General features: G+C 65.7%; 29 protein-coding genes and 1 tRNA gene. 16 read left to right on the top strand and 14 right to left on the bottom strand.

The window, feature by feature from the left end:
• From NS355_RS15375 to NS355_RS15315, 13 genes are all read right to left on the bottom strand, one after another.
• Window positions 1–1,141: M16 family metallopeptidase (locus tag NS355_RS15375; protein ID WP_167345472.1), on the bottom strand; the 1,141-nt coding region annotated here is incomplete at its 3' end.
• 27 nt (window positions 1,142–1,168) lie between these two features.
• On the bottom strand, window positions 1,169–1,381 hold the full coding sequence (locus tag NS355_RS15370) for a hypothetical protein (RefSeq protein ID WP_058746482.1): 213 nt from the start codon (window positions 1,379–1,381) through the stop codon (window positions 1,169–1,171).
• 9 nt (window positions 1,382–1,390) lie between these two features.
• The gene (gene tgt, locus NS355_RS15365) at window positions 1,391–2,521 is read right to left on the bottom strand and encodes a tRNA guanosine(34) transglycosylase Tgt (RefSeq protein ID WP_058746481.1); all 1,131 of its coding nucleotides are present in this window, start codon (window positions 2,519–2,521) and stop codon (window positions 1,391–1,393) included.
• Window positions 2,518–3,024, bottom strand: coding sequence for an EF-hand domain-containing protein (locus tag NS355_RS15360; protein ID WP_058746480.1), 507 nt, complete (start codon window positions 3,022–3,024; stop codon window positions 2,518–2,520). The genes tgt and NS355_RS15360 overlap by 4 nt, the downstream gene beginning before the upstream one ends.
• Complete coding sequence (queA, locus tag NS355_RS15355) at window positions 3,021–4,058, bottom strand: tRNA preQ1(34) S-adenosylmethionine ribosyltransferase-isomerase QueA (protein WP_058746479.1); 1,038 nt, start codon at window positions 4,056–4,058, stop codon at window positions 3,021–3,023. Before queA ends, NS355_RS15360 begins: the two co-directional genes overlap by 4 nt.
• On the bottom strand, window positions 4,055–4,837 hold the full coding sequence (locus tag NS355_RS15350; protein ID WP_209445114.1) for a peptidylprolyl isomerase: 783 nt from the start codon (window positions 4,835–4,837) through the stop codon (window positions 4,055–4,057). Before NS355_RS15350 ends, queA begins: the two co-directional genes overlap by 4 nt.
• 214 nt (window positions 4,838–5,051) lie before the next feature.
• Window positions 5,052–5,555, bottom strand: a complete 504-nt coding sequence (gene coaD / locus NS355_RS15345) for a pantetheine-phosphate adenylyltransferase (protein ID WP_084788008.1) — start codon at window positions 5,553–5,555, stop codon at window positions 5,052–5,054.
• Window positions 5,552–6,451: a polyprenyl synthetase family protein gene (locus NS355_RS15340; RefSeq protein WP_058746477.1), complete on the bottom strand. Its 900-nt coding sequence runs from the start codon at window positions 6,449–6,451 to the stop codon at window positions 5,552–5,554. The genes coaD and NS355_RS15340 overlap by 4 nt, the downstream gene beginning before the upstream one ends.
• Window positions 6,452–6,453: 2 nt before the next feature.
• A complete protein-coding gene (locus NS355_RS15335) occupies window positions 6,454–6,693 on the bottom strand; it encodes an exodeoxyribonuclease VII small subunit (protein ID WP_007406073.1) in 240 nt (79 codons plus the stop codon).
• A gap of 47 nt (window positions 6,694–6,740) precedes the next feature.
• Window positions 6,741–6,920, bottom strand: coding sequence for a hypothetical protein (locus NS355_RS15330; protein WP_082442044.1), 180 nt, complete (start codon window positions 6,918–6,920; stop codon window positions 6,741–6,743).
• On the bottom strand, window positions 6,917–8,689 hold the full coding sequence (locus tag NS355_RS15325) for a sensor domain-containing diguanylate cyclase (protein WP_084788010.1): 1,773 nt from the start codon (window positions 8,687–8,689) through the stop codon (window positions 6,917–6,919). The genes NS355_RS15330 and NS355_RS15325 overlap by 4 nt, the downstream gene beginning before the upstream one ends.
• A gap of 165 nt (window positions 8,690–8,854) precedes the next feature.
• On the bottom strand, window positions 8,855–11,173 hold the full coding sequence (clpA, locus tag NS355_RS15320) for an ATP-dependent Clp protease ATP-binding subunit ClpA (protein ID WP_058746476.1): 2,319 nt from the start codon (window positions 11,171–11,173) through the stop codon (window positions 8,855–8,857).
• A 188-nt stretch (window positions 11,174–11,361) separates the two neighbouring features.
• Entirely contained in the window at window positions 11,362–11,556 is a 195-nt protein-coding gene (locus NS355_RS15315; RefSeq protein WP_056430762.1) for a DUF1192 domain-containing protein, read from the bottom strand.
• A 127-nt stretch (window positions 11,557–11,683) separates the two neighbouring features.
• Between NS355_RS15315 and NS355_RS15310 the strand changes: the two genes are divergently transcribed.
• From NS355_RS15310 to NS355_RS15295, 4 genes are all read left to right on the top strand, one after another.
• Window positions 11,684–12,691, top strand: coding sequence for an NAD(P)H-quinone oxidoreductase (locus tag NS355_RS15310; RefSeq protein WP_058746488.1), 1,008 nt, complete (start codon window positions 11,684–11,686; stop codon window positions 12,689–12,691).
• A gap of 94 nt (window positions 12,692–12,785) precedes the next feature.
• On the top strand, window positions 12,786–13,490 hold the full coding sequence (locus NS355_RS15305) for a hypothetical protein (protein ID WP_058746487.1): 705 nt from the start codon (window positions 12,786–12,788) through the stop codon (window positions 13,488–13,490).
• 157 nt (window positions 13,491–13,647) lie between these two features.
• Window positions 13,648–14,325, top strand: a complete 678-nt coding sequence (locus tag NS355_RS15300) for a DUF1013 domain-containing protein (protein ID WP_058746486.1) — start codon at window positions 13,648–13,650, stop codon at window positions 14,323–14,325.
• Between the two features lie 114 nt (window positions 14,326–14,439).
• A complete protein-coding gene (locus tag NS355_RS15295) occupies window positions 14,440–14,748 on the top strand; it encodes a hypothetical protein (protein WP_058746475.1) in 309 nt (102 codons plus the stop codon).
• A 194-nt stretch (window positions 14,749–14,942) separates the two neighbouring features.
• On the opposite strand, the gene NS355_RS15290 is transcribed toward NS355_RS15295, so the two are convergent.
• A tRNA-Trp gene (locus NS355_RS15290) sits at window positions 14,943–15,018 on the bottom strand.
• A 304-nt stretch (window positions 15,019–15,322) separates the two neighbouring features.
• Here NS355_RS15290 and rpsL point away from each other — a divergent pair.
• From rpsL to rpsC, 12 genes are all read left to right on the top strand, one after another.
• Entirely contained in the window at window positions 15,323–15,694 is a 372-nt protein-coding gene (gene rpsL / locus NS355_RS15285) for a 30S ribosomal protein S12 (RefSeq protein ID WP_007406072.1), read from the top strand.
• Window positions 15,695–15,760: 66 nt separating this feature from the next.
• Entirely contained in the window at window positions 15,761–16,231 is a 471-nt protein-coding gene (gene rpsG, locus NS355_RS15280) for a 30S ribosomal protein S7 (protein ID WP_042491196.1), read from the top strand.
• Between the two features lie 147 nt (window positions 16,232–16,378).
• Entirely contained in the window at window positions 16,379–18,454 is a 2,076-nt protein-coding gene (gene fusA, locus NS355_RS15275) for an elongation factor G (RefSeq protein ID WP_058746474.1), read from the top strand.
• Between the two features lie 135 nt (window positions 18,455–18,589).
• Window positions 18,590–19,783: an elongation factor Tu gene (gene tuf / locus NS355_RS15270; RefSeq protein WP_058746473.1), complete on the top strand. Its 1,194-nt coding sequence runs from the start codon at window positions 18,590–18,592 to the stop codon at window positions 19,781–19,783.
• A 541-nt stretch (window positions 19,784–20,324) separates the two neighbouring features.
• On the top strand, window positions 20,325–20,633 hold the full coding sequence (gene rpsJ, locus NS355_RS15265) for a 30S ribosomal protein S10 (protein ID WP_007406109.1): 309 nt from the start codon (window positions 20,325–20,327) through the stop codon (window positions 20,631–20,633).
• 285 nt (window positions 20,634–20,918) lie between these two features.
• Entirely contained in the window at window positions 20,919–21,653 is a 735-nt protein-coding gene (rplC, locus tag NS355_RS15260) for a 50S ribosomal protein L3 (protein WP_056430750.1), read from the top strand.
• Window positions 21,654–21,656: 3 nt separating this feature from the next.
• Window positions 21,657–22,283, top strand: coding sequence for a 50S ribosomal protein L4 (rplD, locus tag NS355_RS15255; RefSeq protein WP_056430747.1), 627 nt, complete (start codon window positions 21,657–21,659; stop codon window positions 22,281–22,283).
• Window positions 22,276–22,587 (top strand): 50S ribosomal protein L23, encoded by a 312-nt coding sequence (locus NS355_RS15250; RefSeq protein WP_058746472.1) that lies wholly within the window; start codon window positions 22,276–22,278, stop codon window positions 22,585–22,587. Before rplD ends, NS355_RS15250 begins: the two co-directional genes overlap by 8 nt.
• 4 nt (window positions 22,588–22,591) lie before the next feature.
• Window positions 22,592–23,443 carry a 50S ribosomal protein L2 gene (gene rplB / locus NS355_RS15245; RefSeq protein ID WP_042491179.1) on the top strand — a complete coding sequence of 284 codons (852 nt, stop codon included), beginning with the start codon at window positions 22,592–22,594 and terminating at the stop codon, window positions 23,441–23,443.
• Window positions 23,444–23,449: 6 nt separating this feature from the next.
• Window positions 23,450–23,728 carry a 30S ribosomal protein S19 gene (rpsS, locus tag NS355_RS15240; RefSeq protein WP_037569384.1) on the top strand — a complete coding sequence of 93 codons (279 nt, stop codon included), beginning with the start codon at window positions 23,450–23,452 and terminating at the stop codon, window positions 23,726–23,728.
• Window positions 23,728–24,105, top strand: coding sequence for a 50S ribosomal protein L22 (gene rplV / locus NS355_RS15235; RefSeq protein ID WP_042491177.1), 378 nt, complete (start codon window positions 23,728–23,730; stop codon window positions 24,103–24,105). The genes rpsS and rplV overlap by 1 nt, the downstream gene beginning before the upstream one ends.
• Window positions 24,105–24,815, top strand: coding sequence for a 30S ribosomal protein S3 (rpsC, locus tag NS355_RS15230; protein ID WP_056430744.1), 711 nt, complete (start codon window positions 24,105–24,107; stop codon window positions 24,813–24,815). The genes rplV and rpsC overlap by 1 nt, the downstream gene beginning before the upstream one ends.
• Window positions 24,816–24,818 lie beyond the last annotated feature (3 nt).

Genomic DNA, 24,818 nt, shown 5'->3' with positions numbered 1-24,818 from the left:
TCTTCGCCTCGGCCAGTTCGGTGGCGGAGACGGGCGCGTCGCGCAGTCGGGCGACTTCCTTCTTCAGCGCGGCCTCGCCCTCGGCCACCGGCTTGCCGCTCGCCATCATCGCATAGAGGACGATGTTGCCGGTCGATTGCTTGGTGTCGAGGAAGGTCGCGGCCGACTGCGCCAGCTGGTCGCGGTACACCAGGTCCTCGTACAGCCGCGAGCTTTCGCCCGCCGACAGGATCGCGTTCAGCACCATCAGCGCAGGGGTGTCGGCGCTGCGCTCGGGCGGGATGTGATAGCTGATCAGGACGGCGGGCAGCGGCGTATTGGGCTCGTAGACGGTGCGCGATACCGCCTCCGTCCGTGCCGGTTCCTGCACGGTGACGCGCGGGATGGCGGTCGCGGGCCGCTTGATGTTCGCGAAATACTGATCGACCCAGCGGTTCAGCTGCGCGGGGTCGAAATTGCCCGAGACGACCAGCACCGCATTGTCGGGCCGGTAATAGGTCGCGTGGAAGGCACGCACATCGTCGATGCCCGCCGATTCCAGTTCCTCCAGGCTGCCGATACCCGGCCGCGCATAGGGGTGCACGCTGTACGCCAGCTTGGGGTAATAGATGGAGAACAGCTTGCCGTATGGCTGGGCGAGGGTGCGCTGGCGCAGTTCTTCCTTCACCACGTCGCGCTCGCTGGCGAAGCTCTTGGGCTCGACGACCAGCGCGGCCATGCGGTCGGCTTCCGCGAACAGCAGGCGCTGCAGGTGGTTGGCGGGTACCACCTCGAAATAATTGGTGTAGTCGTCGGCGGTGGAGGCGTTGTTGTAGCCGCCGACATCCTCGGTCAGGCGATCCATCTGTTCGGGGACGAGATTGCGCGTCGCCTTGAACATCAGATGTTCGAACATGTGCGCAAAGCCCGAGCGGCCCTTGGGATCGTCCTTCGACCCGACATCATACCAGACCTGGACCGAGACGTTGGGCGTCGTCGTGTCGCGAATGGCATAGACGCGCAGGCCGTTGGGCAGGGTGCGCGTGGTGAAATCGATGGGCTTCACGCTTTCCGTGCGCGCCGGACTTGGCGCGGTCTGCGCCCCGGCCAGCGAGGGAAGGGCGGCAACGCCGAGCAGAAGCGCGGCACGGAAAAGGCGCATGAAAACCCTCGTTTCAGTGGATGCGGATTATTTGGACTTGTTGCGCGTGCCGTACAGCACGGCCGCCGCGATCGCGGCCGAGCCGATGCCGACGCCCAGGCCGATCTTGCCCATCGGCCAGTTGCGCGTCTTGTCCTTGATCGACGTGGCGGTCGCCTCGGCGGCGGCGACGGCGTGATCCTTGGCCTCCTTGGCGGCGGCGAGGATTTCGTTGGGGGCGTCTTCGCTATGATCGGTCATGCTACTCTCCTACTGGCCCGCAGCGTAGCGCGAGCGGAAGTCGTCCGCAAAGGCTGTGAGGCGACCCTCGCCGATGGCGGCGCGCAGATCGGCCATCATCTGCTGATAGAACCAGATATTATGCTCGGTCATCAGCATCGCGCCCAGGATTTCGCCCGCGCGGACCAGATGGTGCAGATAGGCGCGGCTCCAGGTCCCACAGACCGGGCAGCCACAGGCGGGATCGAGCGGCCCCTGATCCTCGGCGAAGCGCGCGTTGCGGATGTTGATCGGCCCCTGCCGCGTAAAGGCCTGCCCCGTTCGGCCCGAGCGGGTCGGCAGCACGCAATCGAACATGTCGACGCCGCGCTCGACCGCACCGACGATATCGGTCGGCTTACCCACGCCCATCAGATAACGCGGCTTTTCGACCGGCAGCTGACCCGGCGCGAAGTCGAGGCAGCCGAACATCGCCTCCTGCCCCTCACCGACCGCGAGGCCGCCGATCGCATAGCCGTCGAAGCCGATATCGATCAGCGCGTCGGCGGAGGACTTGCGGAATCCTTCGTCCAGCGCACCCTGCTGGATACCGAAGATCGCATTGTCCTCGGCATGCTGCCCGCCTGCGTCGAAGGCATCGCGGCTTCGCTTCGCCCAGCGCATCGAGCGTTCCATGGCGCTGGCCTGCACCTCGCGCGTCGAGGTCGTCGGGACCAGTTCGTCGAACGCCATGACGATGTTGCTGCCCAGCAGCCGCTGGATTTCGATCGAGCGTTCGGGACTGAGCAGATGGCGGGTGCCGTCGAGATGGCTCTTGAACGCGACGCCGTCCTCGGATCGCTTGGTCAGCTCGGCCAGGCTCATCACCTGATAGCCGCCCGAGTCGGTCAGGATCGGCCGGTCCCAGCCCATGAAGCCGTGCAGGCCGCCCAACCGGTCCACCCGCTCGGCGCCGGGGCGCAGCATCAGGTGATAGGTATTCCCCAGGATGATGTCCGCGCCGCTGGCGCGCACGTCGCCAGGCTTCATCGCCTTGACGGTCGCCGCGGTGCCGACAGGCATGAAGGCAGGCGTGCGGATTTCGCCGCGCTTCATGGTGATGGTGCCGGTGCGGGCGCGGCCATCGGTGGCGTGGATTGCGAACGAAAAGCGGGCGGTCATTTCTTGTCTCGGGGTCGGAGCGGGCCGGTCGGGCCATTGGCGTCGGCGGGGGTGGTTCGGATGGTCAGCGCCTCGGCACGGCTGATCGCGCCGTCCCGGTCGCGGTCGAAGCGCGAGAACAGGCGCGAGAAATGGGCCTGGAGTTCGGCCAGGGTGATGCGGTCGTCGCTGTTCTTGTCGACATCGAACGGGCTGGGCAGCGCATTACGATCCCCCAGCCAGCGTTCGGCCCAGTCGGCGAACTGGAGATAGCCGATCGATCCCTGATGCGCGGTGTCGATCGCATCATAGCTGCGCTTGACGCCCGCCTCCATCTCGGCACGGCTGGTCTTGCCGTCGCCGTCGCTGTCGAGCGTCGCGATCATCATCGCCACCGGCTCGACCACCATGGTCGCGGGCGTCTGCGCGAAGGGCCTGGGCCGCGCGGTGACGACGACCGTATTGTCCGCCTCCTGTGCGAGGGACTGTGTCGCCTGCATCAGAAGCAGTGCGAACAGGATCATGCACAGCGTTCCGGCAGCAGCAGCGAGGCATCGCCATAGGAATAGAAGCGGTAGTCGTTGGCGACCGCATGGGCATAGGCGGCCTGCATCCGATCCAGTCCCATCAGCGCGGAGACCAGCATGAACAAGGTCGAGCGCGGCAGGTGGAAATTGGTCATCAGCCCGTCGATGCCGCGAAAGCGATAACCCGGTGTGATGAAGATCGCGGTATCGCCCTCGAACGGACGGATCACGCCGTCCTCTCCCGCCGCACTCTCGATCAGGCGCAGCGAGGTGGTGCCGACCGCGATCACCCGGCCGCCGCGTGCCTTCACCGCGTTCAGCCGGTCGGCGGTGGCGGCGTCGATGCGGCCCCATTCGGCGTGCATCTTGTGGTCGACCGTATCCTCCGCCTTGACCGGCAGGAAGGTGCCCGCGCCGACATGCAGGGTCAGCGTGGCATGCTCGATCCCCGCCGCCGCCAGCGATGCCAGCAGCTCGGGCGTGAAGTGCAGCGCCGCCGTGGGCGCGGCGACCGCACCGGGCTCGTTGGCGAACATGGTCTGATAGTCGTCGGCGTCCTTCTCGGTGACGCCGCGCTTCTGCGCGATATAGGGGGGCAGGGGCATGGTGCCCGCCCGCTCCAGCAGCAGCTCGACCGGCTCGTCCCCGGCGAAGTCGAGCGCGAAGCTGCCATCCTCGGCCCGGTCGCGCGCCGTGGCGGATACGCCCGCGCCGAAGTCGATCACGTCGCCGTCGCGCAACCGCTTGGCGTTGCGGATGAAGGCGCGCCAGCGCCGTGTGCCTTCGCGCTTGTGCAGGGTCGCGCCGATCCGCGCCTCGCCCCGCACGCCTTCCAACTGCGCGGGGATGACGCGGGTGTCGTTGAACACCAGCAGGTCGCCCGCGCGCAGGGCCGCGGGCAGGTCGCTCACCCGCTGGTCGCGGGTGGCCTCACCGTCGAGGAGCAGCATCCGCGCCGAATCGCGCGGGGATGCCGGGTACAGCGCGATCCGCTCGGGCGGCAGCGCGAAGTCGAACAGATCTACGTTCACTTGATGGCCGTCGCCGCCTTCTTGGCCGGAGCCGCCTTGGGGGCGGCGCGGCGCGCCGGGGTGATGGCGACGGGCTTGGGGGCCGCGCCCGGCAGGGTCACGGGCGCACCCAGATTGGGAGCCGGCGCGGGAGCCATCGGCACATAGGCCGGGGGATTGTCCGCCGCGACATAGGCATGGACGATCCGGCTCGGGTTCGCAGGCGGCTCGCCCCGTTCGATCCGGTCGACATATTGCATGCCGTCGATCACCCGGCCGAACACCGTGTATTTCTTGTCGAGCGCGAAGCGCGGCTGGAAGACGATATAGAACTGGCTGTTCGCGCTGTTGGGATCGTCGGCGCGGGCGGCGGCCACCGATCCGCGGACGTGCGGCAGATAGTTGAATTCGGACGGCACGTTGGGCAGGTCCGACCCGCCGGTGCCGTCGCCCTTGGGATCGCCGCCCTGCGCCATGAAGCCGTCGATCACGCGGTGGAAGACGAGGCCGTCATAGAAGTGACGGCGGGTCAGCGTCTTGATCCGCTCGACCATCTTGGGCGCGACATCGGGGCGCAGCCAGATCGTCACCCGGCCGCCGGTCGACAGGTCGAGCAGCCAGAGATTCTCCTTGTCGGTGACGGGCGGCGGCGTGGCGCGGCCGCTGACATTGTCCTCCAGAACCTGGGCGGCCTTGGCGGGGGAGGTGAATTTGGGTGGGGTCTGGGACTGTTTCTGCGCCTGTGCCGGAACGGCGACCAGGCTGGCCATCATCATGGCAAGAGCGGCGAGAACGCGCATCATATCTCTACGACAAGGGGAGGAATGGGGAGGCTGTAGAGCAAATCGCCCCTTGCGCCAATCTGAACCTTCGACCTGATTTTCCTCCCCGGCACGGGGAGGGGGACCGTCGCGAAGCGATGGTGGAGGGGGCGTGCGGCAAAGGACGTCAGTTGCGGAGAGCCCCCTCCGTCAGGGCTTCGCCCTGCCAGCTCCCCGCAAGCGGGGAGGAGCTTCAGGAGCCCTTCCGCCCAATCTTCTCGACCCGTGCCACCACATCCGCGCATACGGTGGGCGTCACGAACTTGGCGATGTTGCCGCCGTACATCGCGATTTCCTTGACCAGCCGGCTGGCGATGGGTTGCAGCGCGACATCGGCCATCAGGAAGACGGTCTCGACCCGCGGATTGATCTGCTGGTTCATGCCCGCCATCTGGTACTCGTATTCGAAGTCGGCGACGGCGCGCAGGCCCCGGACGATGACGCGGGCGCCTTCGCGCTCGGCGAAATCCATCAACAGCGAATCGAAGGCGACGACGTGAATCTCGCCCGCGACATCCGCCACCTCGCGCCGGACCATCTCCATCCGTTCGTCCAGCGTGAACATGGGCGATTTGGACGGATTGGTGGTGACGCCGATCACCAGCCGGTCGACCAGCTTCGCGCCGCGCCGGATGATGTCCATATGGCCGAGCGTCACGGGGTCGAAGGTGCCGGGATAGACGCCGATGCGGGTCACCGGTCGCGCTCCACCACATAGGCGGCGATGGCACGGAGCAGATCGGCCTCGGGGCCATAGTCGCGGAGGTGCTCGATCGCCTGGGCGACCAGCATCCGGCATTGTTCGCGTGCCCGCTCGACGCCGAGCAGGCTGAGGAAGGTCGCCTTGCCCGCCTCCTGGTCCTTGCGCAGCTTCTTGCCCGCCGCCGCCTCGTCGCCTTCGGCGTCGAGCAGATCGTCGGCGATCTGGAAGGCGAGGCCCAGATCATGCGCATAGCCGCGCAAATGGGTGCGGCCCTCGGGGGGAACACGACCCAGGATTGCGCCCGCCTCGACCGCCGCGCAGATCAGCGCGCCGGTCTTCATTTGCTGAAGCCGGGTGACGGTGGCGAGGTCGAAGACCTGCCGCTCGGCCTCCAGGTCCATCTGTTGCCCGCCCGCCATGCCGCTGGGGCCGGAGGCGCGCGCCAGGTCGAGGATCAGCTCGGAGCGGACGAAGGGATCGGCATGCGTCGACGGATCGGCCAAAATCTCGAAGGCCAGCGCATGGAGGCAGTCGCCCGCCAGGATCGCGGTGGCCTCGTCGAACGCCTTGTGCACGGTCGGCTTGCCGCGCCGCATATCGTCATCGTCCATCGCGGGCAGATCGTCATGGATCAGCGAATAGACGTGGATCGCCTCCAGCGCGGTGGCGACCCAGCCCGCGCAATCGCGGTCCACGGCAAACAGGTGCGCGGTGGCGAACACGAGCAGCGGACGCAGCCGCTTGCCGCCGCCGATCGCGGCGTGGCGCATCGCGGCATAGAGCGAAGCACGCGGATCGCCCGGATCGGCGAGCAGCTCGGCAAAGCGGCGGTCGATATCCTCTGCGACTTCGGCCAAAGCCTCGGGCAGGGTGGCGGCGGCGAGCGTCACCCTCAACCCGCCTGAAACGGGCGCGTGCCCGCGGCCTTGCCCTCGGCATCCAGGCGTATCGCCTCGATCCGGGCCTGGGCGGCGTCGAGCCGTTCGGCGCAGCGCTGGCGCAGACGATCGCCGCGCTCATAGAGGCGGATCGATTCGTCGAGCGTCGCTTCGCCGCTTTCCAGTCGGCCGACGATCCTCTCCAATTCCTTGAGGGCGTCCTCGAACGTCAGTTCTTCGATGGGCGTATCCATGACGCCGCTATGCGTCACGCCCGGCGGGTGCGCAAGCAGCGTCGCGCTCAGCGCAGGCGGTTGACGGTCCAGGTGTAGAGAAACGACACACCGAACAGGCCCAGGTCGAGTGCGGCCTGCACCCGGCGGGGCGAGCGGTCGGTCAGGTCGTGGGTGATGAGGCGGACATCGGCCGTGGGATGGCGATAGGCCAGCGCGATCAGCGCCAGCACCAGTCCAGCCATCATGATCCGCCGTTCGCGCACAGTCCCTTCCCCTTGTGCACCGTCTTACGATGCGGGCGGATCGCGGGCAATAGGCCGCTCGGCGGCGGTGCGGGGTCGATCGGGACACCCCAGCAGGCGCGGTCGCGCCCGCCGTCCTTGGCGGCAAACAGGGCCTGATCCGCCTCGCGGTACAACAGGCGCCAGTCCGACTCGTCGGCAATCGGGCCGGTGCACAACCCCAGGCTGGCCGTGACGGTCAGCCCCGACGGATAGCCGGTGCCGCGCAGCCGGGCGAGCAGCGTTTCGGGGTCGGGCGCGCGTTCGGCATCGGCCAGCAGCGCGAACTCCTCGCCGCCGATCCGGGCGACCAGCATGTCGAGGCCCACCGCCTCGCCCAGCGTCCGGGCAAAGATGCGCAGCACCTCGTCGCCACCGTCATGGCCCAGCGTGTCGTTGATCCGCTTGAAATGATCAATATCCGCCAGGATCAGCGTCTGCGGACCGCTCCGCCCGATCGCCTGTTCCAGGAAGGCGCGGCGGTTGAACAGCCCGGTCAGCGGATCGGTATCGGCCAGACGGCGCGCCACCCGTTCGTCGGCGCGCGCCAGATCGCGTTCGCGGCTGAGCAGGTAGATGCGATAGGCGACGCCCAGGCTGGCGATCAGCGCCTCAACCCCCATCGACAACACGGTCGACTGGTCGATCCAGGGCCGCCACTCGATCAGGTGCAGCGCGTTGAGTACCCGGAACATCGCCAGCCCGATCGGCGTGCCCCAGGCGATGGCGAAGGCCCACAGGAAATTGCTCCGCCGCCGCCAGGCCCGCGCCAGCACCGCGATCAGGAAGATCAGCAGCACCATGAAGCCCATCAGCACCGCCTGATCCAGTGCGATGATCCAGCGCGGAGCGAGCAGCGCGAAGGCGATGTTGGGAATGGCGATCAGGATGAAACAGATCACCGCCATGCGGTCGAGCCAGCCTGAGAACACCTTCCGTTCGAAGAAATGGCGCGAGAAGATGACCAGGGTCATCGCGACCCCGCCCAGCATGATCGCGTTCCATCGATGCCGCTCGTTATTGTCGAGCCAAGGCAGCCACTGGCCGATCAGCCCCGAGGAGGACAGGGTATAGCCGGTGATGAAGAACAGCAGCAGGCAATAGACCGGCTGGAGCGGCTGGCGGAGCGCTGGCCACAGGGCCATGTTGTACACCGCCAGGCCGACCACGACGCCGATGATGACGCCATAGATCAGTCCGAGCGAGGACTCGACCGCCAGCATGTCGGCATGGATGCCGATCCGGGCGCCGCGCACGACGCCGCGCATATTGGCCGCGCCGTGTGCTTCCCACAGGATCCGCACGGGCCGGGTCCCCTCATGGGGCAGGGGCACCGCGATCATCGGGCCGAGCAGCAGATAGGGGGCAGTCGTCGCGCTGGTGAAGGCGACGGTACGGATTTTCCCATCGGCATACAGGATGTGCAGCGCCGTCGCGTCCTGCCACGTGCTGGCGAAGCTGACGGCCAGGCGGTCGCGAAGGTCGCCCGCCACCGGCGGCAGCGGTTGCGAGAGGACCCAGAAATCGCCGACGCCATAGGCGGACTGGTCGCCGGTGCAATCGAAACCGCGCGGCTGGGTCAGTTGGGTGCGGGCATCGTCGCCCGCGCGGATCGGGCGAATACAGGTGGTCAGGCTCTGGCCGACCTGGGCCTGGGCGTCCGCCAACGGCCACAGAACTGCCAGCACCGCCAGCAGCAACGCGCCTATCGTGATCGGCCAAGCGCCCTTCATGTGGTCCATCTGTCTGTGAAAGGCCGAAAATAGAGTTAACGGCGGCGTAACACAGATTGCATGTATCACCGCGCCTCATGGATGAGACAGCCTAAAATGCACATGAAAAGGGCCGGGTGTCGCCACCCGGCCCTTCTTCAATCGTCACCATTTTGGTGCAGTCGATCAGTTTGCGTCGATCGCGGCAGGCTTGCCACCCTTCTTGCGCGGCTTCTTGGGCGCCGCCGGTTCGATCGCGAAGGACAGCGCGCCGTCCTTCATCTTCACCGTCACTTCGCCGCCATGGACCAGCTTGCCGAACAACAGTTCCTCCGCCAGCGGCTGCTTGATCTTCTCCTGGATCAGGCGGCCCATCGGACGCGCGCCATACAGACGGTCATAGCCCTTTTCGGTGAGCCAGCTCTTCGCCGCCTCGTCCAGGCTGATATGGACGTGACGGTCGGCCAGCTGGAGTTCGAGCTGGAGGATGAACTTGTCCACCACTCGCGCCACGACCTCGGGCGGCAGGTAGCCGAAGGGCACGATCGCATCCAGGCGGTTGCGGAATTCCGGCGTAAACATCTTCTGCACCGCCTGCTCGTCCTCGCCCTCGCGGGTGAGAGTGCCGAAGCCGACCGTCTCGCGCGCCATGTCGGCGGCTCCCGCATTGGTCGTCATGATCAGGATCGTGTTGCGGAAATCGACCGTCTTGCCGTGGTGATCGGTCAGCTTCCCATTGTCCATCACCTGCAACAGGATGTTGAACAGATCGGGATGCGCCTTCTCGATCTCGTCGAGCAGCAGCACCGAATGCGGATTCTGGTCGACCGCATCGGTCAGCAGACCGCCCTGATCATAACCGACATAGCCCGGGGGGGCACCGATCAGGCGGCTGACCGAGTGACGCTCCATATATTCGGACATGTCGAACCGCTGGAGCGGAATGCCCAGGATCGTCGCCAGCTGGCGCGCGACCTCGGTCTTGCCGACGCCGGTGGGGCCGGTGAACAGATAGTTGCCGATCGGCTTGTCCGGATCGCGAAGGCCCGCCCGGCTGAGCTTGATCGCCGAGGACAGATTCTCGATCGCAGCGTTTTGGCCGAACACCACGCGCTTCAGGTCGGTTTCCAGCGTTTCCAGCTGCTGGCGGTCGTCGGTCGACACGCTTTTCGGCGGGATGCGCGCCATGGTGGCGATCACGGCCTCGATCTCCTTGGGCGTGATCGTCTTCTTGCGCTTGCTGACCGGCACCAGCATCTGCATCGCGCCGACCTCGTCGATCACGTCGATCGCCTTGTCGGGCAGCTTGCGGTCGTTGATGTAGCGCGCCGACAGCTCGACCGCCGACTTGATCGCATCGGGGGTGTACTTGACCTGATGGTGATCCTCGAACGCCGAGCGGAGCCCTGCCAGGATCTTGATCGTATCCTCGATCGTCGGTTCGTTCACGTCGATCTTCTGGAACCGGCGCAGCAGGGCGCGGTCCTTTTCGAAGTGATTGCGGAACTCCTTATAGGTGGTCGAGCCGATGCAGCGGATCGTGCCGCCCGACAGAGCGGGCTTGAGCAGGTTCGACGCATCCATCGCCCCGCCGCTGGTCGCGCCAGCGCCGATGACGGTGTGGATCTCGTCGATGAAGAGCACCGCGTGGGGCAGCTTCTCCAGTTCGTTGACGACCGCCTTGAGCCGCTCCTCGAAATCGCCGCGATACCGCGTGCCCGCCAGCAGCGCGCCCATGTCGAGCGAATAGATGACGGCGTTGAGCAGCACCTCGGGAACGTCGCCCTCGACGATCTTGCGCGCCAGGCCTTCCGCGATGGCGGTCTTGCCCACACCGGGATCGCCCACATAGAGCGGGTTGTTCTTCGACCGGCGGCACAGGATCTGGACGGTACGGTCCACCTCGGGGCCGCGCCCGATCAGCGGATCGACCTTGCCGATCTTGGCCTTTTCGTTGAGGTCGACGGTGAACTGCTTGAGCGCGCTTTCCGCCTTGCCCTTCTCAGGCGCTTTGGCGGGCTTTTCCTCCTCGACCCCCTTGGGCGGGGTGGATTCGCTCGTCGCGCCGCCCTTGCCGACGCCGTGGCTGATGAAGCTGACGGCATCCAGGCGGCTCATGTCCTGCTGCTGCAGGAAATAGACGGCGTAGGATTCACGTTCGGAGAACAGCGCGACCAGCACGTTCGCGCCGGTCACTTCGTCGCGGCCCGACGACTGGACGTGCAGGATCGCGCGCTGGACCACGCGCTGGAACCCGCTGGTGGGGGAGGGGTCGGTCGCCGCCTCGACCTTCAGCGCGTCGAGTTCGGTGTCGAGATACTGGGCGACCGTCGCCTTCAACTCGCCCGTGTCGACATGGCAGGCTTCCATCACCTTGGAGGCGTGTTCGTCGTCGATCAGCGCGAGAAGCAGGTGCTCCAGCGTGGCATATTCGTGGCGCCGCACGGTCGCGGCTTCCAGCGCCTTGTGAAGCGTGGTCTCGAGCGCGGGGGCGAAAGATGGCATCTACGATACTCCTTCCGAAGCGCCATGGACTGACGCCTCGTTTCGACCAATGTCGGGACGGGGAGGCCCGGCATCAAGCGGGTGTAACGCGCGGCCGCTGAACAAAGCGTATCGCGCGAAGCAAAAAACATTGTGCGACGAATAGGGGGCCGCCCGGGTGCATGCGCGCCGGGTGAGGCCCGCCCGCGTCACCGCTTGAAGAGCGCGTCGGCGCTGGCGCGGTGGAGCGTGGCGCGCTCCATATGGCGGCGGGTCCGCGCGATCTCCTGCTCCAGCACCGCGATCCGCGTCTCCAACTCGGCGAGCGAGAGCGGATCGAGATCGGTCTGGACCAATGCGGCCAGGGCGTCGGGAAGGCGGATCGGAGAATCGTCCTGTTCCATAATGGGATGCAGCGTTGACCCGGTGGCCGCCGATGTCAATAACGGTGCGACGAGAGCCGACGATGGGGGATGGCAGCCGGTGCACACGTTTGGCGAGGGAATGGGGATCGGCGATATCCCGACGACGATGACCGCCATCGACCCCGAAGAGGCGGGCGGTCCCGAGGTGCTGGTGCCTGTCCGGCGCCCGACGCCCAGTCCGGGCGCGGGCGAGGTGCTGATCCGCGTCGCCGCCGCCGGGGTGAATCGGCCCGACGTCATGCAGCGCCAGGGCCTTTACCCGCCGCCGCCGGGCGCCCCCTCGATCCCGGGGCTGGAAATCGCGGGCCAGATCGTCGCGGTCGGTGAGGGCGTGGGGCCGGAAATGCTCGGCCAGCCGGTCTGTGCGCTGATCGGCGGCGGCGGCTATGCCGAATATGCGGTGGCGGTCGCCGACCATTGCCTGACCGTCCCCCATGGACTGTCGATGGTGCAGGCCGCCGCCCTTCCCGAGACGCTGTTCACCGTGTGGACCAACGTCTTCGAGCGCGCCTATGCCGACCAGGGCGATACGCTGCTGGTGCATGGCGGGACCAGCGGTATTGGCACCATGGCGATCCTGCTGGGCCGCATCTTCGGGCTGACGGTGATCGTCACGGCGGGCTCGGACGAGAAATGCGCGGCGGCCGAAAAGCTGGGCGCGGCCAAGGCGATCAACTACAAGGCGGTCGATTTCGTCGAGGCGGTGAAGGACTTCACCGAGGGGCGCGGCGTCGACATCGTGCTCGACATGGTCGGCGGCGATTATGTGCCGCGCAACCTGAAATGTCTGGCCGAGGATGGCCGCCACGTCTCGATCGCGGTGCAGCGGGGCGCCAAGGCCGAAATCTCGATCTGGGAGATCATGCGCCGCCGCCTGATCCTGACCGGCTCGACGCTGCGCGGGCGGGACCGGGATTTCAAGGCGATGGTCGCCGACGAATTGTCGCGGCTGGTCTGGCCGCATGTCGAGGAGGGGCGGTTGCGCCCGGTCATCGATCGCAGCTTCCCGCTGGCCGAGGCCGCCGAGGCGCATCGTCGGATGGAGGCGGGCGACCATCTGGGCAAGATCGTCCTGACGATGGACGGGGCGGCGGACGGGGCGGCCGCCGACTAACCGGGACGCCGGTCTTGATCCCGCTGCAAAAGATTGCAACGGATCGCACGACCGGATCGGCCGTCTCCCCGCGCCGAGTCCATGGGGGATGGCGATGGTGCAGCGTGGTGGCCGGATCGGGCTGGTTTGCATGGGTCTGGCGACCGGATTGGCGATGGCCGCTCCGGCCCGAGCGCAGTCGGCCCGCGACCTGCTGACCCAGGCGTCGTTCGGCGATTCCGACGAGGCGAGCGCGCTGCGCCGGGTGTCGGGTGCCTATATGGTGGCGGCCAATGCCCTGAAGCGGACGCCGGACGATCACGAATCCCTGCTGATGCGGGCCACTGCACTCGGCTACCGCGCCAAGCTGACCGGCAATCGCAGCGACGCGATCACCGCCCGCCGCCAGTTCGAGGCGCTGGTCGCGCAGAATCCGCGCGATGCCGAGGCGCAACTCGCGCTGGGCGCCTGGCATATCGGCGCGGTCAAGAAACTGGGGGCGATCATGGGTCGCGCGGCGCTGGGCGCGCAGAAGGGCGTCGGCTTCGCCTCGCTCGACCGGGCGATCGCGCTGGGCGGCGACCGGGCGCTGTTTCCGGGACTGTCGGCGCTGCTGCGGCTGGAGCTGGACCCGCGCGACGCGCGCGGGCGGACCCTGGCGGAGGCGGCGGTGCGCGCCGGGACGGTGACGCCGATCGACCGGATCCTGCAACGCGCCTGCGCCGCCATCCTGACCTCGCTGCGCACCGGCGACGTGGCGAAGACGCGGGCGCTGGCCTCGCAATCGCTGCCTTTCGGGCGATTCGACGACGACAACTGACCGGCTGGACGCGGGCGTCGCCAACGTCTATCGCGCCATGTCCCGGCAGTTTGTGGCAGCGCACCTTGCTCTCGGGGACGGCTTTCATTAGATTTGTCGCAGCTACGGCCGCTCCGATGAGGGGCGGCTCTTTTATTTTCCGACTGGAGTGATCCCCGTGGCCCAGCCGCTCATGCCCCATGCGACCGCTTCCTGGCTGGTCGACAATACGTCGCTCTCGTTCGAGCAGATCGCGGATTTCTGCGGCCTCCACATCCTGGAAGTCCAGGCGATCGCCGACGACACGGCGGCGACCAAGCTGACCGGCCGTGACCCCGTGCGTGCGCACGAGCTGAACCAGAGCGAGATCGAGAAGGCGCAGGCCAACCCCGATTACCGCATGAAGATGACCAAGGGCCCCGAACAGGTCCGCCGCACCAAGGGCCCGCGCTACACGCCGGTCAGCAAGCGGCAGGACAAGCCGGACGGCATCGCCTGGATCATTCGCAACCACCCGGAAATCTCGGACGGCGCGATCTCGAACCTGATCGGCACGACCCGCACGACGATTGCCGCGATCCGCGACCGCAGCCACTGGAACATCGCCAACATCACCCCGAAGGACCCGGTGACCCTGGGCCTGACCACCCAGCGCGAGCTGGACTCGGCGGTGGCCAAGGCGGCCAAGGCGACCGGCGGCAATGCCGAGGCGCAGCCGACCGACACCCGTCTGGAAGGCGACCGCGAAGCCCTGCTCGCCTCGCTGCGCGCCGAGCGCGAACAGCAGAGCCGCGACGTCGACTCGGTCGGCCATCATGACGATGTGATCGACCCGCACTCACTGTTCCGCAGCTGAGCGCCGGCGACAGCTCGACGAAAAGGGGCGCCCACCATGGCGGTGGGTGCCCCTTTTGCATTTGGGGGAACGGCGTCTCCCCAGCCCCGTTGAACGGGCCAAAGGAGACCATGCATGTCCGAGCAGGAAAAGCCCTTCGACCATGATCGCGGCCATAGCGGCCAAGGCTATCACCGCGACGATGAGCGGGCGATGGGGCGTGCGGAACCCTCGGGCAGCGTGACCACCACACCCCCCGCGCCGGGAGAGGGCAATACGGATACGTCGCTGCCGGACGACAACGGCAAGCGCGCCACCGTCGATCCGAAGACGGGGGAGGTGCATGGCAGCGGGGCAGGGGCCGGTGGCGGCAATCGCGGCGACGAGATCGACGAAGTAGACCCCGCGACTCCGCCAGGTGTCGGGCCGCGCCCGGTAAACTGACAATCCTCCCCGCTCGCGGGGAGGGGGACCGCCGCGAAGCGGTGGTGGAGGGGGTGTACCGCAAGGGGTGTCCTGTGCGGAGGCCCCCCTCCGTCAGACCTGCGGTCTGCCACCTCCCCGTTCCGGGGAGGATGTACACGGAACGACGGCCACCGCGTAAGCAGTGTCGGGTAATCCGTCGATGTCATGAAAAGTGGCAGGAGTGCACGGACTCGAACCGTGGGCCCTCGGTTTTGGAGACCGATGCTCTACCAACTGAGCTACACTCCTGCGAGGCGGCCGCCATTAGCCCGGCTGATCGGGCGGGACAAGGCCAAATTTGCGATTTTCGCAAATCGTCCCGAAAGAGCAGGGGAGCGCCCTCTCGCGTCGACATTGACCATCGGCCGACTCCCGCGTATAGCCCGCCGCTGCACGAAGGGGATTTCTCGGGATTCGGGACTTATCCGTCGGGCAAGCTTGAACATTGCTGGATGCGAATAGGGCCGGGCGAAAGCCACGATGGCCCCTTTTTGTATTCCGAAGTGCTGTGATGGCTCCAGCAAAGTAACCTCATGGAAAGGTGAAGGCTTCAATGCCGACGATCAACCAGCTGGTCCGCAAGGGCCGCGAACTGCAGAAGGCCAAGTCCAAGGTCCCTGCAATGGAGCAGAACCCGCAGAAGCGCGGCGTTTGCACCCGTGTCTACACGACGACCCCGAAGAAGCCGAACTCGGCGCTTCGCAAGGTGGCCAAGGTCCGTCTGACCAACAGCCGCGAAGTCATTTCGTACATCCCGGGCGAAGGCCATAACCTGCAGGAGCACTCGGTCGTGCTCATCCGCGGCGGCCGTGTGCGCGACCTTCCCGGCGTGCGCTACCACGTGCTGCGCGGCGTTCTCGACACGCAGGGCGTGAAGGATCGCAAGCAGTCCCGCTCGAAGTACGGCGCGAAGCGTCCGAAGTAAGCCGGTCGGGCCTCTGCCGAGGCTCCTCGACCATCAAAGGCTGAAGTTTTGTAAGGAAATACGAGAATGGCTCGTCGTCGTCGTCCCGAAAAGCGGGAAATTCTGCCGGACCCCAAGTTCGGAGATGAGGTCCTGTCGAAGTTCATGAATTCGGTCATGCTGGACGGTAAGAAGTCCGTGGCCGAAGCCATCGTTTACGGTGCTCTGGAAACCGTCGAGACGCGCGCCAAGCGCGATCCGATCGGCGTGTTCCACGATGCGCTGAACAACATCAAGCCGGGCATCGAAGTCCGTTCGCGCCGCGTCGGCGGTGCGACCTACCAGGTTCCGGTTGAAGTCCGTCCGGAGCGTGCCCAGGCTCTGGCCATCCGTTGGCTGATCGGCGCGTCGCGCGCCCGTTCGGAGAACACGATGGCCGCCCGTCTGTCGGGTGAGCTGATGGACGCCGCGAACAACCGCGGCAACGCGGTCAAGAAGCGCGAAGATACGCACCGCATGGCGGAAGCGAATCGCGCCTTCTCGCACTACCGCTGGTAAGGGTCTTGCGGCGGACCGGATATATTTCCGGTCTGCCGCAACCTTTTCAGGGTGCGGTGCCGGCGGTCTTCCGCTGGTCACGCAAACAGCCTATATAAGGGGGAGCCGGGCCAACCGGCTCCCCCCTACGCTTGAGGAAGATCGATCATGGCCCGCAGCCATCCGCTCGAGAAGTATCGCAACATCGGCATCATGGCGCACATCGATGCCGGCAAGACGACCACGACCGAGCGCATTCTTTATTACACCGGCAAGTCCTACAAGATCGGCGAAGTGCACGAAGGCACCGCCACCATGGACTGGATGGAGCAGGAGCAGGAGCGCGGCATCACGATCACGTCGGCCGCGACGACCTGTTTCTGGAATGACAACCGCATCAACATCATCGACACCCCCGGGCACGTCGACTTCACCATCGAAGTGGAGCGTTCGCTCCGCGTGCTCGACGGGGCGGTCGCCTGCTTCGACGGCGTGGCGGGTGTTGAGCCGCAGTCGGAAACCGTGTGGCGTCAGGCCGACAAGTACGGCGTGCCGCGCATGTGCTTCGTCAACAAGCTCGACCGCACCGGCGCCGACTTCTATTTCTGCGTGAACTCGATCATCGAGCGTCTCGGCGCGCGTCCGGCGGTCCTGTATCTGCCGATCGGCATCGAGGGCGGCTTCAAGGGTCTTGTCGACCTGGTCGAGAACCGCGCGATCATCTGGCTCGAAGAGTCGCTGGGCGCGAAGTTCGAATATCAGGACATCCCTGAAGAGCTGGCCGAGAAGGCTGCGAAGTATCGCAGCGACCTGATCGAAATGGCCGTCGAGCAGGACGACGCCGCGATGGAAGCGTATCTGGAAGGCAATGAGCCGACCGTCGCCGAACTCAAGGCGCTGATCCGCAAGGGCACGCTGGAAATGGCGTTCGTCCCCGTGGTCTGCGGCTCGGCGTTCAAGAACAAGGGCGTGCAGCCCCTGCTCGACGCGGTCATCGATTATCTGCCTAGCCCGCTCGACGTTCCGGCCATCAAGGGCGTGAAGCTCGACGGCGAGACGCCGGACGAGCGTCCTTCGTCGGACACCGAGCCCTTCTCGGCGCTGGCGTTCAAGATCATGAACGACCCGTTCGTCGGTTCGCTGACCTTCGCCCGCATCTATTCGGGCAAGCTCGAGACCTCGTCGCAGGTCCTGAACTCGGTCAAGGACAAGAAGGAAAAGATCGGCCGCATGCTGCTGATGCATGCGAACAGCCGTGAGGACATCCAGGAAGCCTATGCGGGCGACATCGTCGCGCTGGCGGGCCTCAAGGATACCACGACCGGTGACACGCTCTGCGCGCAGAACGCCCCGATCATCCTGGAGCGCATGGAATTCCCCGAGCCCGTGATCGAGCTGTCGGTGGAGCCGAAGACCAAGGCCGACCAGGAGAAGATGGGCGTCGCGCTCAATCGTCTCGCTCGCGAGGACCCCTCGTTCCGCGTGACCTCGGACGCCGAGTCGGGCCAGACCATCATCAAGGGCATGGGCGAGCTCCATCTCGAGATCCTGGTCGACCGCATGAAGCGCGAGTTCAAGGTCGAGGCGAACGTCGGTGCGCCGCAGGTGGCGTATCGCGAATACCTCAAGAAGCCGGTCGACATCGACTACACGCACAAGAAGCAGTCGGGCGGCACCGGCCAGTTCGGCCGCGTCAAGGTCAAGCTGACCCCGGGCGAGCGTGGTTCGGGCTTCGTCTTCAAGGACGAGATCAAGGGCGGTAACATTCCGAAGGAATATATCCCCGCGATCGAGAAGGGCTTCCGTGAGACCGCGGAAACCGGTTCGCTGGTCGGCTTCCCGATCATCGACTTCGAAGTCCTGCTGTATGACGGTGCGTACCACGACGTCGACTCGTCGGCGCTGGCGTTCGAAATCTGTGCCCGCGGCGCCATGCGCGAAGCGGCCCAGAAGTCGGGCATCACGCTGCTCGAGCCGGTCATGAAGGTCGAAGTCGTGACCCCGGAAGACTATCTGGGCGACGTCATCGGCGACATGAACAGCCGTCGTGGCCAGATTCAGGGCACCGATACGCGCGGCAACGCGCAGACGGTCGAGGCGATGGTCCCGCTGGCGAACATGTTCGGCTATGTGAACGCGCTCCGCTCGTTCACCCAGGGCCGTGCGCAGTACTCGATGCAGTTCTCGCACTATGACGAAGTGCCGCAGAACGTTGCGGACGAGGTCAAGGCGAAGATGGCCTAATGGCGTCCGTCGCGCTCCCGGGGCAACCCGGGGCGCGACGATGCTAGGGGCTGGCAATCGCTTCAAACACCCGCTATGGGGCCGCGTTCGCGTGGCCTCGGATGCGGCACCGAATTCGATTCAGAAGGTAGGAAAATGGCAAAGGCAAAATTCGAGCGGAACAAGCCGCACCTCAACATCGGCACCATCGGCCACGTCGACCATGGCAAGACCTCGCTGACCGCGGCGATCACCAAGGTTCTGGCGGACAACGTCGCCGGCAACGCGGCGGTGGACTTCGCGAACATCGACAAGGCTCCGGAAGAGCGTGAGCGCGGCATCACCATCTCGACCGCGCACGTCGAGTATGAGACCGAATCGCGCCATTATGCGCACGTCGACTGCCCGGGCCACGCCGACTATGTGAAGAACATGATCACCGGCGCGGCGCAGATGGACGGCGCCATCCTGGTCGTGTCGTCGACCGACGGCCCGATGCCGCAGACCCGCGAGCACATCCTGCTCGCCCGCCAGGTCGGCGTGCCCGCGATGGTCGTGTTCATGAACAAGGTCGACCTGGTCGACGACGAGGAAATCCTCGAGCTGGTCGAGCTGGAAATCCGCGAGCTGCTCAGCTCGTACGAATTCCCGGGCGACGACATCCCCGTCGTCAAGGGTTCGGCGACCTGCGCGCTGTCGGGTTCGAACGACAAGTTTGGCAAGGATGCCGTTCTCGAGCTGATGAAGCAGGTCGACGAATATATCCCGCAGCCGGAGCGTCCGCTCGACAAGCCGTTCATGATGCCGATCGAAGACGTGTTCTCGATCTCGGGTCGCGGCACCGTCGTCACCGGCCGCGTCGAGACCGGCATCGTCAAGGTTGGTGAAGAAGTCGAGATCGTCGGCATCAACAACACCCGCAAGACGACCGTCACCGGCGTTGAAATGTTCCGCAAGCTGCTCGACTCGGGCCAGGCCGGCGACAACATCGGCGCGCTGATCCGTGGCGTGGCGCGTGACGAAGTCGAGCGTGGTCAGGTTCTGGCCAAGCCGGGTTCGATCACCCCGCACACCGACTTCCAGTCGGAAGTGTACGTCCTGTCGAAGGAAGAAGGCGGCCGTCACACCCCGTTCTTCGCGAACTACCGTCCGCAGTTCTACTTCCGCACGACCGACGTCACCGGCACCGTCGAGCTGCCTGAGGGTACCGAGATGGTCATGCCGGGCGACAACGTCGCTCTCGGCGTGAAGCTGATCGCTCCGATCGCCATGGACATCGGTCAGCGCTTCACTATCCGTGAAGGCGGCCGTACCGTCGGCGCGGGCGTCGTCAGCTCGATCGACAAGTAAGTCTCGGGCGAAAGCCTGAAACTTCTTCGGAATGGGCCGGCCCCGGCGACGGGGTCGGCCTTTTTTGTTTTTGTCTGGGGTCGATGACGCAACGCCCTCGCTCTCCCGCCGGGAGAGGGAAGGGGTCGGCCAACTCCCCCACCTCCGTTCGCACTGAGCGAAGGCGAAGTGCACGCCCGGCGGCCCGACCAAAGCGTGGCCTTCGACTTCGCTCAGGCTGAACGGAGGGCGGGGTTTGGGGCAATCGCCGCCCGGTTCCGTCCCCTCCAACAAAAACCGGTCGCCACCCCTTGCGGGCCCCGGTCCATATGCGTATAGGCACACGCCTTGAGGGAATCGGCTGGCACCGGAAACACCGGAGTCGGCCTTTTGCTTTTAGTGAGGGCAGGGTGGTTCGCCGCTCCTGTCGTAACCCAGAGTTTGTTTCGGCCCAGGGTCGCCTTCACGGCGGATGGTCGAGTGCCCGGTCGGACAGCCGATCGCACTTGCCGTTCGTCATGGTCGCGAGCCGAAAGCCCGCTCTTTCGCATCGGTAGGGATCATGGACAGCAATATCCGCATTCGTCTGAAGGCGTTCGACCATCGCGTGCTCGATCAGGCCACTGGCGACATCGCCGACACCGCACGCCGCACCGGCGCGCTCATCCGCGGTCCGATCCCGCTTCCGACGCGCATCGAGAAGTTCACGGTCAACCGTGGTCCGCACATCGACAAGAAGTCGCGCGAGCAGTTCGAGGTCCGCACCTACAAGCGGATGCTGGACATCGTGCAGCCGACCCCGCAGACCGTCGATGCGCTGATGAAGCTCGACCTCGCCGCAGGTGTTGATGTCGAGATCAAGCTGGCGTAAGAGGGCCAGCATTCCCGTGGTCGACGATTCCGTCCCACGGGATTTTGGCGTTTCTCCGGCCTGAAGCTTCCGGAAAAACGCGCCGAGGTCGCTCCCGTGATCCGGCACTCTTTAGGGATACCGCCCGGTGGTTTCGCGCAAGCGAGATGGTGCCGGGGCAGCGTCCCCCGTCTGATCGGCTTGCCGGTCGCCAGCCCGGGACGGGGGCTCGTTTCGCTTTAATCGGGCTGGATATGCCCCCCTTGAATGGTTCTTGGGGGCCTCTGTCGAGGAAGGAACAGGATCATGCGTACCGGCGTGATCGCGAAGAAGCTGGGGATGACCCGCCTGTTCCAGGACGATGGTCGGCACGTGCCGGTCACCGTCCTGGCGCTTGAAGGCGTACAGGTCGTCGCTCGCCGCGAGATGGATCGTGACGGCTACACCGCCGTCCAGCTTGGTGCAGGTGTCGCCAAGACCAAGAATGTTGCCAAGCCGCAGCGTGGCCACTTCGGCAAGGCCGAAGTCGAGCCCAAGCAGGTGCTGGTCGAGTTCCGCGTGAACGAAGACGGCCTGCTGGACGTTGGCGCGGAAATCTCCGCCGACCATTTCGTCCCCGGCCAGTATGTCGATATCCAGGGTCGTACCCAGGGTAAGGGCTTTGCCGGTGCGATGAAGCGCTGGAACTTCGGTGGTCTGCGGGCGACCCACGGCGTCTCGGTCTCGCACCGTTCGCATGGTTCGACCGGCAACCGTCAGGATCCGGGCCGCGTCTTCAAGAACAAGAAGATGGCCGGTCACATGGGCGACAAGAACCGCACGCAGCAGAACCTGGAAATCGTGTCGACCGACGTCGAGCGCGGCCTGATCTTCGTCAAGGGCTCGGTGCCCGGCTCGAAGGGTGGCTGGCTGATCGTCAAGGACGCGGTCAAGGTTTCGCGCCACGCGGACGCCCCGTTCCCCGCCAGCATCAAGGCGGCCGCCAACAACAACGCTTCTGCCGAGCCTGCTCCGGAAGCCACCGAGAGCCAGGAGGGCTAAGTCGTGAAGGTCAAGGTTCAATCCTTCGCCGGCACCGACGCCGCGGACATCGAGCTCAACGACGAGGTCTTCGGCCTCGATCCGCGCGCCGACATCCTGCACCGCGTTGTGACCTGGCAGCTGGAAAAGCGTCGCGCCACCGCGCGCGGCACCCGTGAGCGCGCCGATGTCGCCCGTTCGGGCAAGAAGCTCGGTCGCCAGAAGGGCGGCGGTGTCGCTCGTCACGGCGATCGTCGGGCCCCCGTCTTCATCGGCGGTGGTAAGGCGCACGGCGCCCGCGTCCGCGACTTCAATCCGGGTCTGAACAAGAAGGTTCGTGCTCTGGGTCTGAAGATGGCGCTGTCGAGCCATGCCAAGGCCGGTTCGCTGATCGTGATGAACGATCTGGCGGTCGCTGGTAACAAGACGAAGACGCTGCAGGGCGATCTGGCGAAGCTCGGCTTCGGCAAGACCGCGCTGGTCATCGATGGCGACGCCGTCGAGACGTCGTTCGCACTGGCCGCAGGCAACCTGAAGGAAATCAACGTCCTTCCGGCCGCCGGCGCCAATGTCTACGACATTCTGAAGCATGACACCCTGGTGCTGACGCGCTCGGCTGTCGAAAAGCTGGAGGCCCGTTTCCATGGCTAAGCAGCAGAAGGCGGTCGATCCGCGTCATTACGACGTGATCGTTGCGCCGCACATCACCGAGAAGGCGACGCTCCTGAGCGAGCAGAACGCCGTGGTGTTCAAGGTCGCCCCCGGTGCCACCAAGCCCGAGATCAAGGCGGCCGTCGAGGCTCTGTTCGACGTGAACGTCACCGGCGTGAACACGATCGTCCAGAAGGGCAAGACGAAGCGTTGGAAGGGTGCTCCCTACCAGCGTTCCGACATGAAGAAGGCGATCGTCACCCTCAAGGACGGTCAGTCCATTGACGTGACGACGGGGATCTGAGGCGATGGCACTCAAGCATTATAACCCGACGAGCCCGGCCCGCCGCGGCCTGATCCTCGTCGACCGTTCGGCGCTCTGGAAGGGCGCGCCCGTCAAGGCGCTCACCGAAGGCAAGCGCAAGACCGGCGGCCGCAACAACAAGGGCCATGTGACCAGCCGCGGCATCGCGGGCGGCCACAAGCAGCGCTATCGCTTCATCGACTTCAAGCGTCGCCAGTGGGACGTCGAGGGCACCGTGGAGCGGATCGAATATGATCCCAACCGCACCGCCTTCATCGCGCTCATCAACTATGGCACCGACGAAGCCGGCAAGGTCGACCAGTCCTACATCATCGCGCCCCAGCGTCTCGCTGTCGGCGACAAGGTGATCGCGGGCAAGAAGACCGACGTGAAGCCTGGCAACGCCATGGAACTGGGCCAGATGCCGGTCGGCACGATCGTCCACAACGTCGAAATGAAGCCCGGCAAGGGTGGTCAGATCGCACGTTCGGCCGGCACCTATGTGCAGGTCGTGGGCCGCGACAAGGGCATGGTCATCGTCCGTCTGAACTCGGGCGAGCAGCGCTACATCCATGCGAACTGCATGGCGACCGTCGGCGCGGTTTCGAACCCCGACAACGGCAACACCAACCTGGCGAAGGCTGGTCGCAACCGTTGGAAGGGCCATCGCCCGCTGACCCGCGGTGTTGCGAAGAACCCGGTCGACCACCCGCACGGCGGTGGTGAAGGCCGGACCTCGGGCGGCCGTCATCCGGTCACCCCGTGGGGCAAGCCGACGAAGGGTGCGCGCACTCGTCACAACAAGGCGACGGACAAGATGATCATCCGTAGCCGTCACGCCAAGAAGAAGGGCTAACACGCAATGGCTCGTTCCGTTTGGAAGGGTCCTTTCGTGGACCTCCATCTCCTGAAGAAGGCCGAAGTGGCTCAGGATGCTGGCAACCGCGCAGGTCCGATCAAGACCTGGTCGCGTCGCTCGACCATCCTGCCGTCGTTCGTCGGTCTGACCTTCAACGTCTACAATGGTCGCAAGTTCGTTCCCGTCTCGGTGAACGAGGACATGGTCGGCATGAAGCTCGGTGAATTCGCGCCCACGCGCTACTTCCCCGGCCACGCTGCCGACAAGAAGGGTAAGCGCTGATGTCGAAGCCCGCATCCCCCCGCAAGGTCGGTGACAAGGAAGCGCTGTCGGTCGGCACGCAGATCCGTGGTTCGGCGCAGAAGCTGAACCTGGTTGCGGCGCTGATCCGCGGCAAGAAGGTCGGCGACGCGATGAACATCCTCGCCTTCTCGACGAAGGCGATGGCCGTCGACGCGCGCAAGATCCTGGCCTCCGCGATCGCCAATGCCGAGAACAATCACAACCTCGACGTCGACTCGCTCGTCGTCGCCGAGGCGTCGGTCGGCAAGTCGATCACCATGAAGCGTTTCGCGACGCGCGGCCGTGGCAAGTCCACCCGCATCCTGAAGCCGTTTTCGCGGCTCCGCATCGTCGTCCGCGAGCAGGAAGAAGCATAATGGGTCAGAAGAGCAATCCGATCGGCCTGCGTCTCCAGATCAACCGTACCTGGGACAGCCGCTGGTTCGCCGAAGGCCATGACTATGGCCGCCTGCTGCTGGAAGATCTGAAGATCCGCCAGTTCATCATGAAGACGCTGCCCCAGGCCGCGATCTCGAAGGTCGTCATCGAGCGTCCGGCCAAGCTGTGCCGCATCTCGATCTTCGCGGCGCGTCCGGGCGTGATCATCGGCAAGAAGGGCGCCGACATCGAGAAGCTTCGCAAGAAGCTGGGTTCGATGACCTCGTCCGACGTGTCGCTGAACATCGTCGAGATCCGCAAGCCCGAGATCGACGCCAAGCTCGTCGCGCAGGGCGTGGCCGACCAGCTGGAGCGCCGTATCGCGTTCCGCCGCGCCATGAAGCGTGCGGTGCAGTCGGCGCTCCGTCTGGGCGCCGAAGGCATCCGCATCACCTGCGGCGGCCGTCTGGGCGGCGCGGAAATCGCGCGTACCGAATGGTATCGCGAAGGCCGCGTTCCGCTGCACACGCTGCGTGCGAACGTCGACTATGCCGAAGCGCAGGCGCACACCGCTTATGGCGTGTGCGGCGTGAAGGTGTGGATCTTCAAGGGCGAGATCCTGGGTCATGATCCCATGGCGCAGGACCGGCTGATGATGGAGGCTCAGACCTCCGGCGTGCGCCCGGCGCGCGACGATCATCGCCGCTAAGGA

The organism is Sphingomonas yabuuchiae (genome assembly GCF_001477495.1).
GTDB lineage: Bacteria > Pseudomonadota > Alphaproteobacteria > Sphingomonadales > Sphingomonadaceae > Sphingomonas > Sphingomonas yabuuchiae_A.
Note: the sequence above shows the minus strand (reverse complement) of the source record. Positions and strands in the feature narration are given on the sequence as shown.

Coding starts and splice junctions, on each gene's coding strand:
- NS355_RS15370 (WP_058746482.1), bottom strand. CDS start 1,381: ATGACCGATCATAGCGAAGACGCCCCCAACGAAATCCTCGCCGCCGCC.
- tgt (WP_058746481.1), bottom strand. CDS start 2,521: ATGACCGCCCGCTTTTCGTTCGCAATCCACGCCACCGATGGCCGCGCC.
- NS355_RS15360 (WP_058746480.1), bottom strand. CDS start 3,024: ATGATCCTGTTCGCACTGCTTCTGATGCAGGCGACACAGTCCCTCGCA.
- NS355_RS15350 (WP_209445114.1), bottom strand. CDS start 4,837: ATGCGCGTTCTCGCCGCTCTTGCCATGATGATGGCCAGCCTGGTCGCC.
- NS355_RS15335 (WP_007406073.1), bottom strand. CDS start 6,693: ATGGATACGCCCATCGAAGAACTGACGTTCGAGGACGCCCTCAAGGAA.
- NS355_RS15330 (WP_082442044.1), bottom strand. CDS start 6,920: ATGATGGCTGGACTGGTGCTGGCGCTGATCGCGCTGGCCTATCGCCAT.
- NS355_RS15325 (WP_084788010.1), bottom strand. CDS start 8,689: ATGAAGGGCGCTTGGCCGATCACGATAGGCGCGTTGCTGCTGGCGGTG.
- clpA (WP_058746476.1), bottom strand. CDS start 11,173: ATGCCATCTTTCGCCCCCGCGCTCGAGACCACGCTTCACAAGGCGCTG.
- NS355_RS15315 (WP_056430762.1), bottom strand. CDS start 11,556: ATGGAACAGGACGATTCTCCGATCCGCCTTCCCGACGCCCTGGCCGCA.
- NS355_RS15310 (WP_058746488.1), top strand. CDS start 11,684: ATGACCGCCATCGACCCCGAAGAGGCGGGCGGTCCCGAGGTGCTGGTG.
- NS355_RS15305 (WP_058746487.1), top strand. CDS start 12,786: ATGGTGCAGCGTGGTGGCCGGATCGGGCTGGTTTGCATGGGTCTGGCG.
- NS355_RS15295 (WP_058746475.1), top strand. CDS start 14,440: ATGTCCGAGCAGGAAAAGCCCTTCGACCATGATCGCGGCCATAGCGGC.
- rpsL (WP_007406072.1), top strand. CDS start 15,323: ATGCCGACGATCAACCAGCTGGTCCGCAAGGGCCGCGAACTGCAGAAG.
- rpsG (WP_042491196.1), top strand. CDS start 15,761: ATGGCTCGTCGTCGTCGTCCCGAAAAGCGGGAAATTCTGCCGGACCCC.
- fusA (WP_058746474.1), top strand. CDS start 16,379: ATGGCCCGCAGCCATCCGCTCGAGAAGTATCGCAACATCGGCATCATG.
- tuf (WP_058746473.1), top strand. CDS start 18,590: ATGGCAAAGGCAAAATTCGAGCGGAACAAGCCGCACCTCAACATCGGC.
- rpsJ (WP_007406109.1), top strand. CDS start 20,325: ATGGACAGCAATATCCGCATTCGTCTGAAGGCGTTCGACCATCGCGTG.
- rplC (WP_056430750.1), top strand. CDS start 20,919: ATGCGTACCGGCGTGATCGCGAAGAAGCTGGGGATGACCCGCCTGTTC.
- NS355_RS15250 (WP_058746472.1), top strand. CDS start 22,276: ATGGCTAAGCAGCAGAAGGCGGTCGATCCGCGTCATTACGACGTGATC.
- rplB (WP_042491179.1), top strand. CDS start 22,592: ATGGCACTCAAGCATTATAACCCGACGAGCCCGGCCCGCCGCGGCCTG.
- rpsS (WP_037569384.1), top strand. CDS start 23,450: ATGGCTCGTTCCGTTTGGAAGGGTCCTTTCGTGGACCTCCATCTCCTG.
- rplV (WP_042491177.1), top strand. CDS start 23,728: ATGTCGAAGCCCGCATCCCCCCGCAAGGTCGGTGACAAGGAAGCGCTG.
- rpsC (WP_056430744.1), top strand. CDS start 24,105: ATGGGTCAGAAGAGCAATCCGATCGGCCTGCGTCTCCAGATCAACCGT.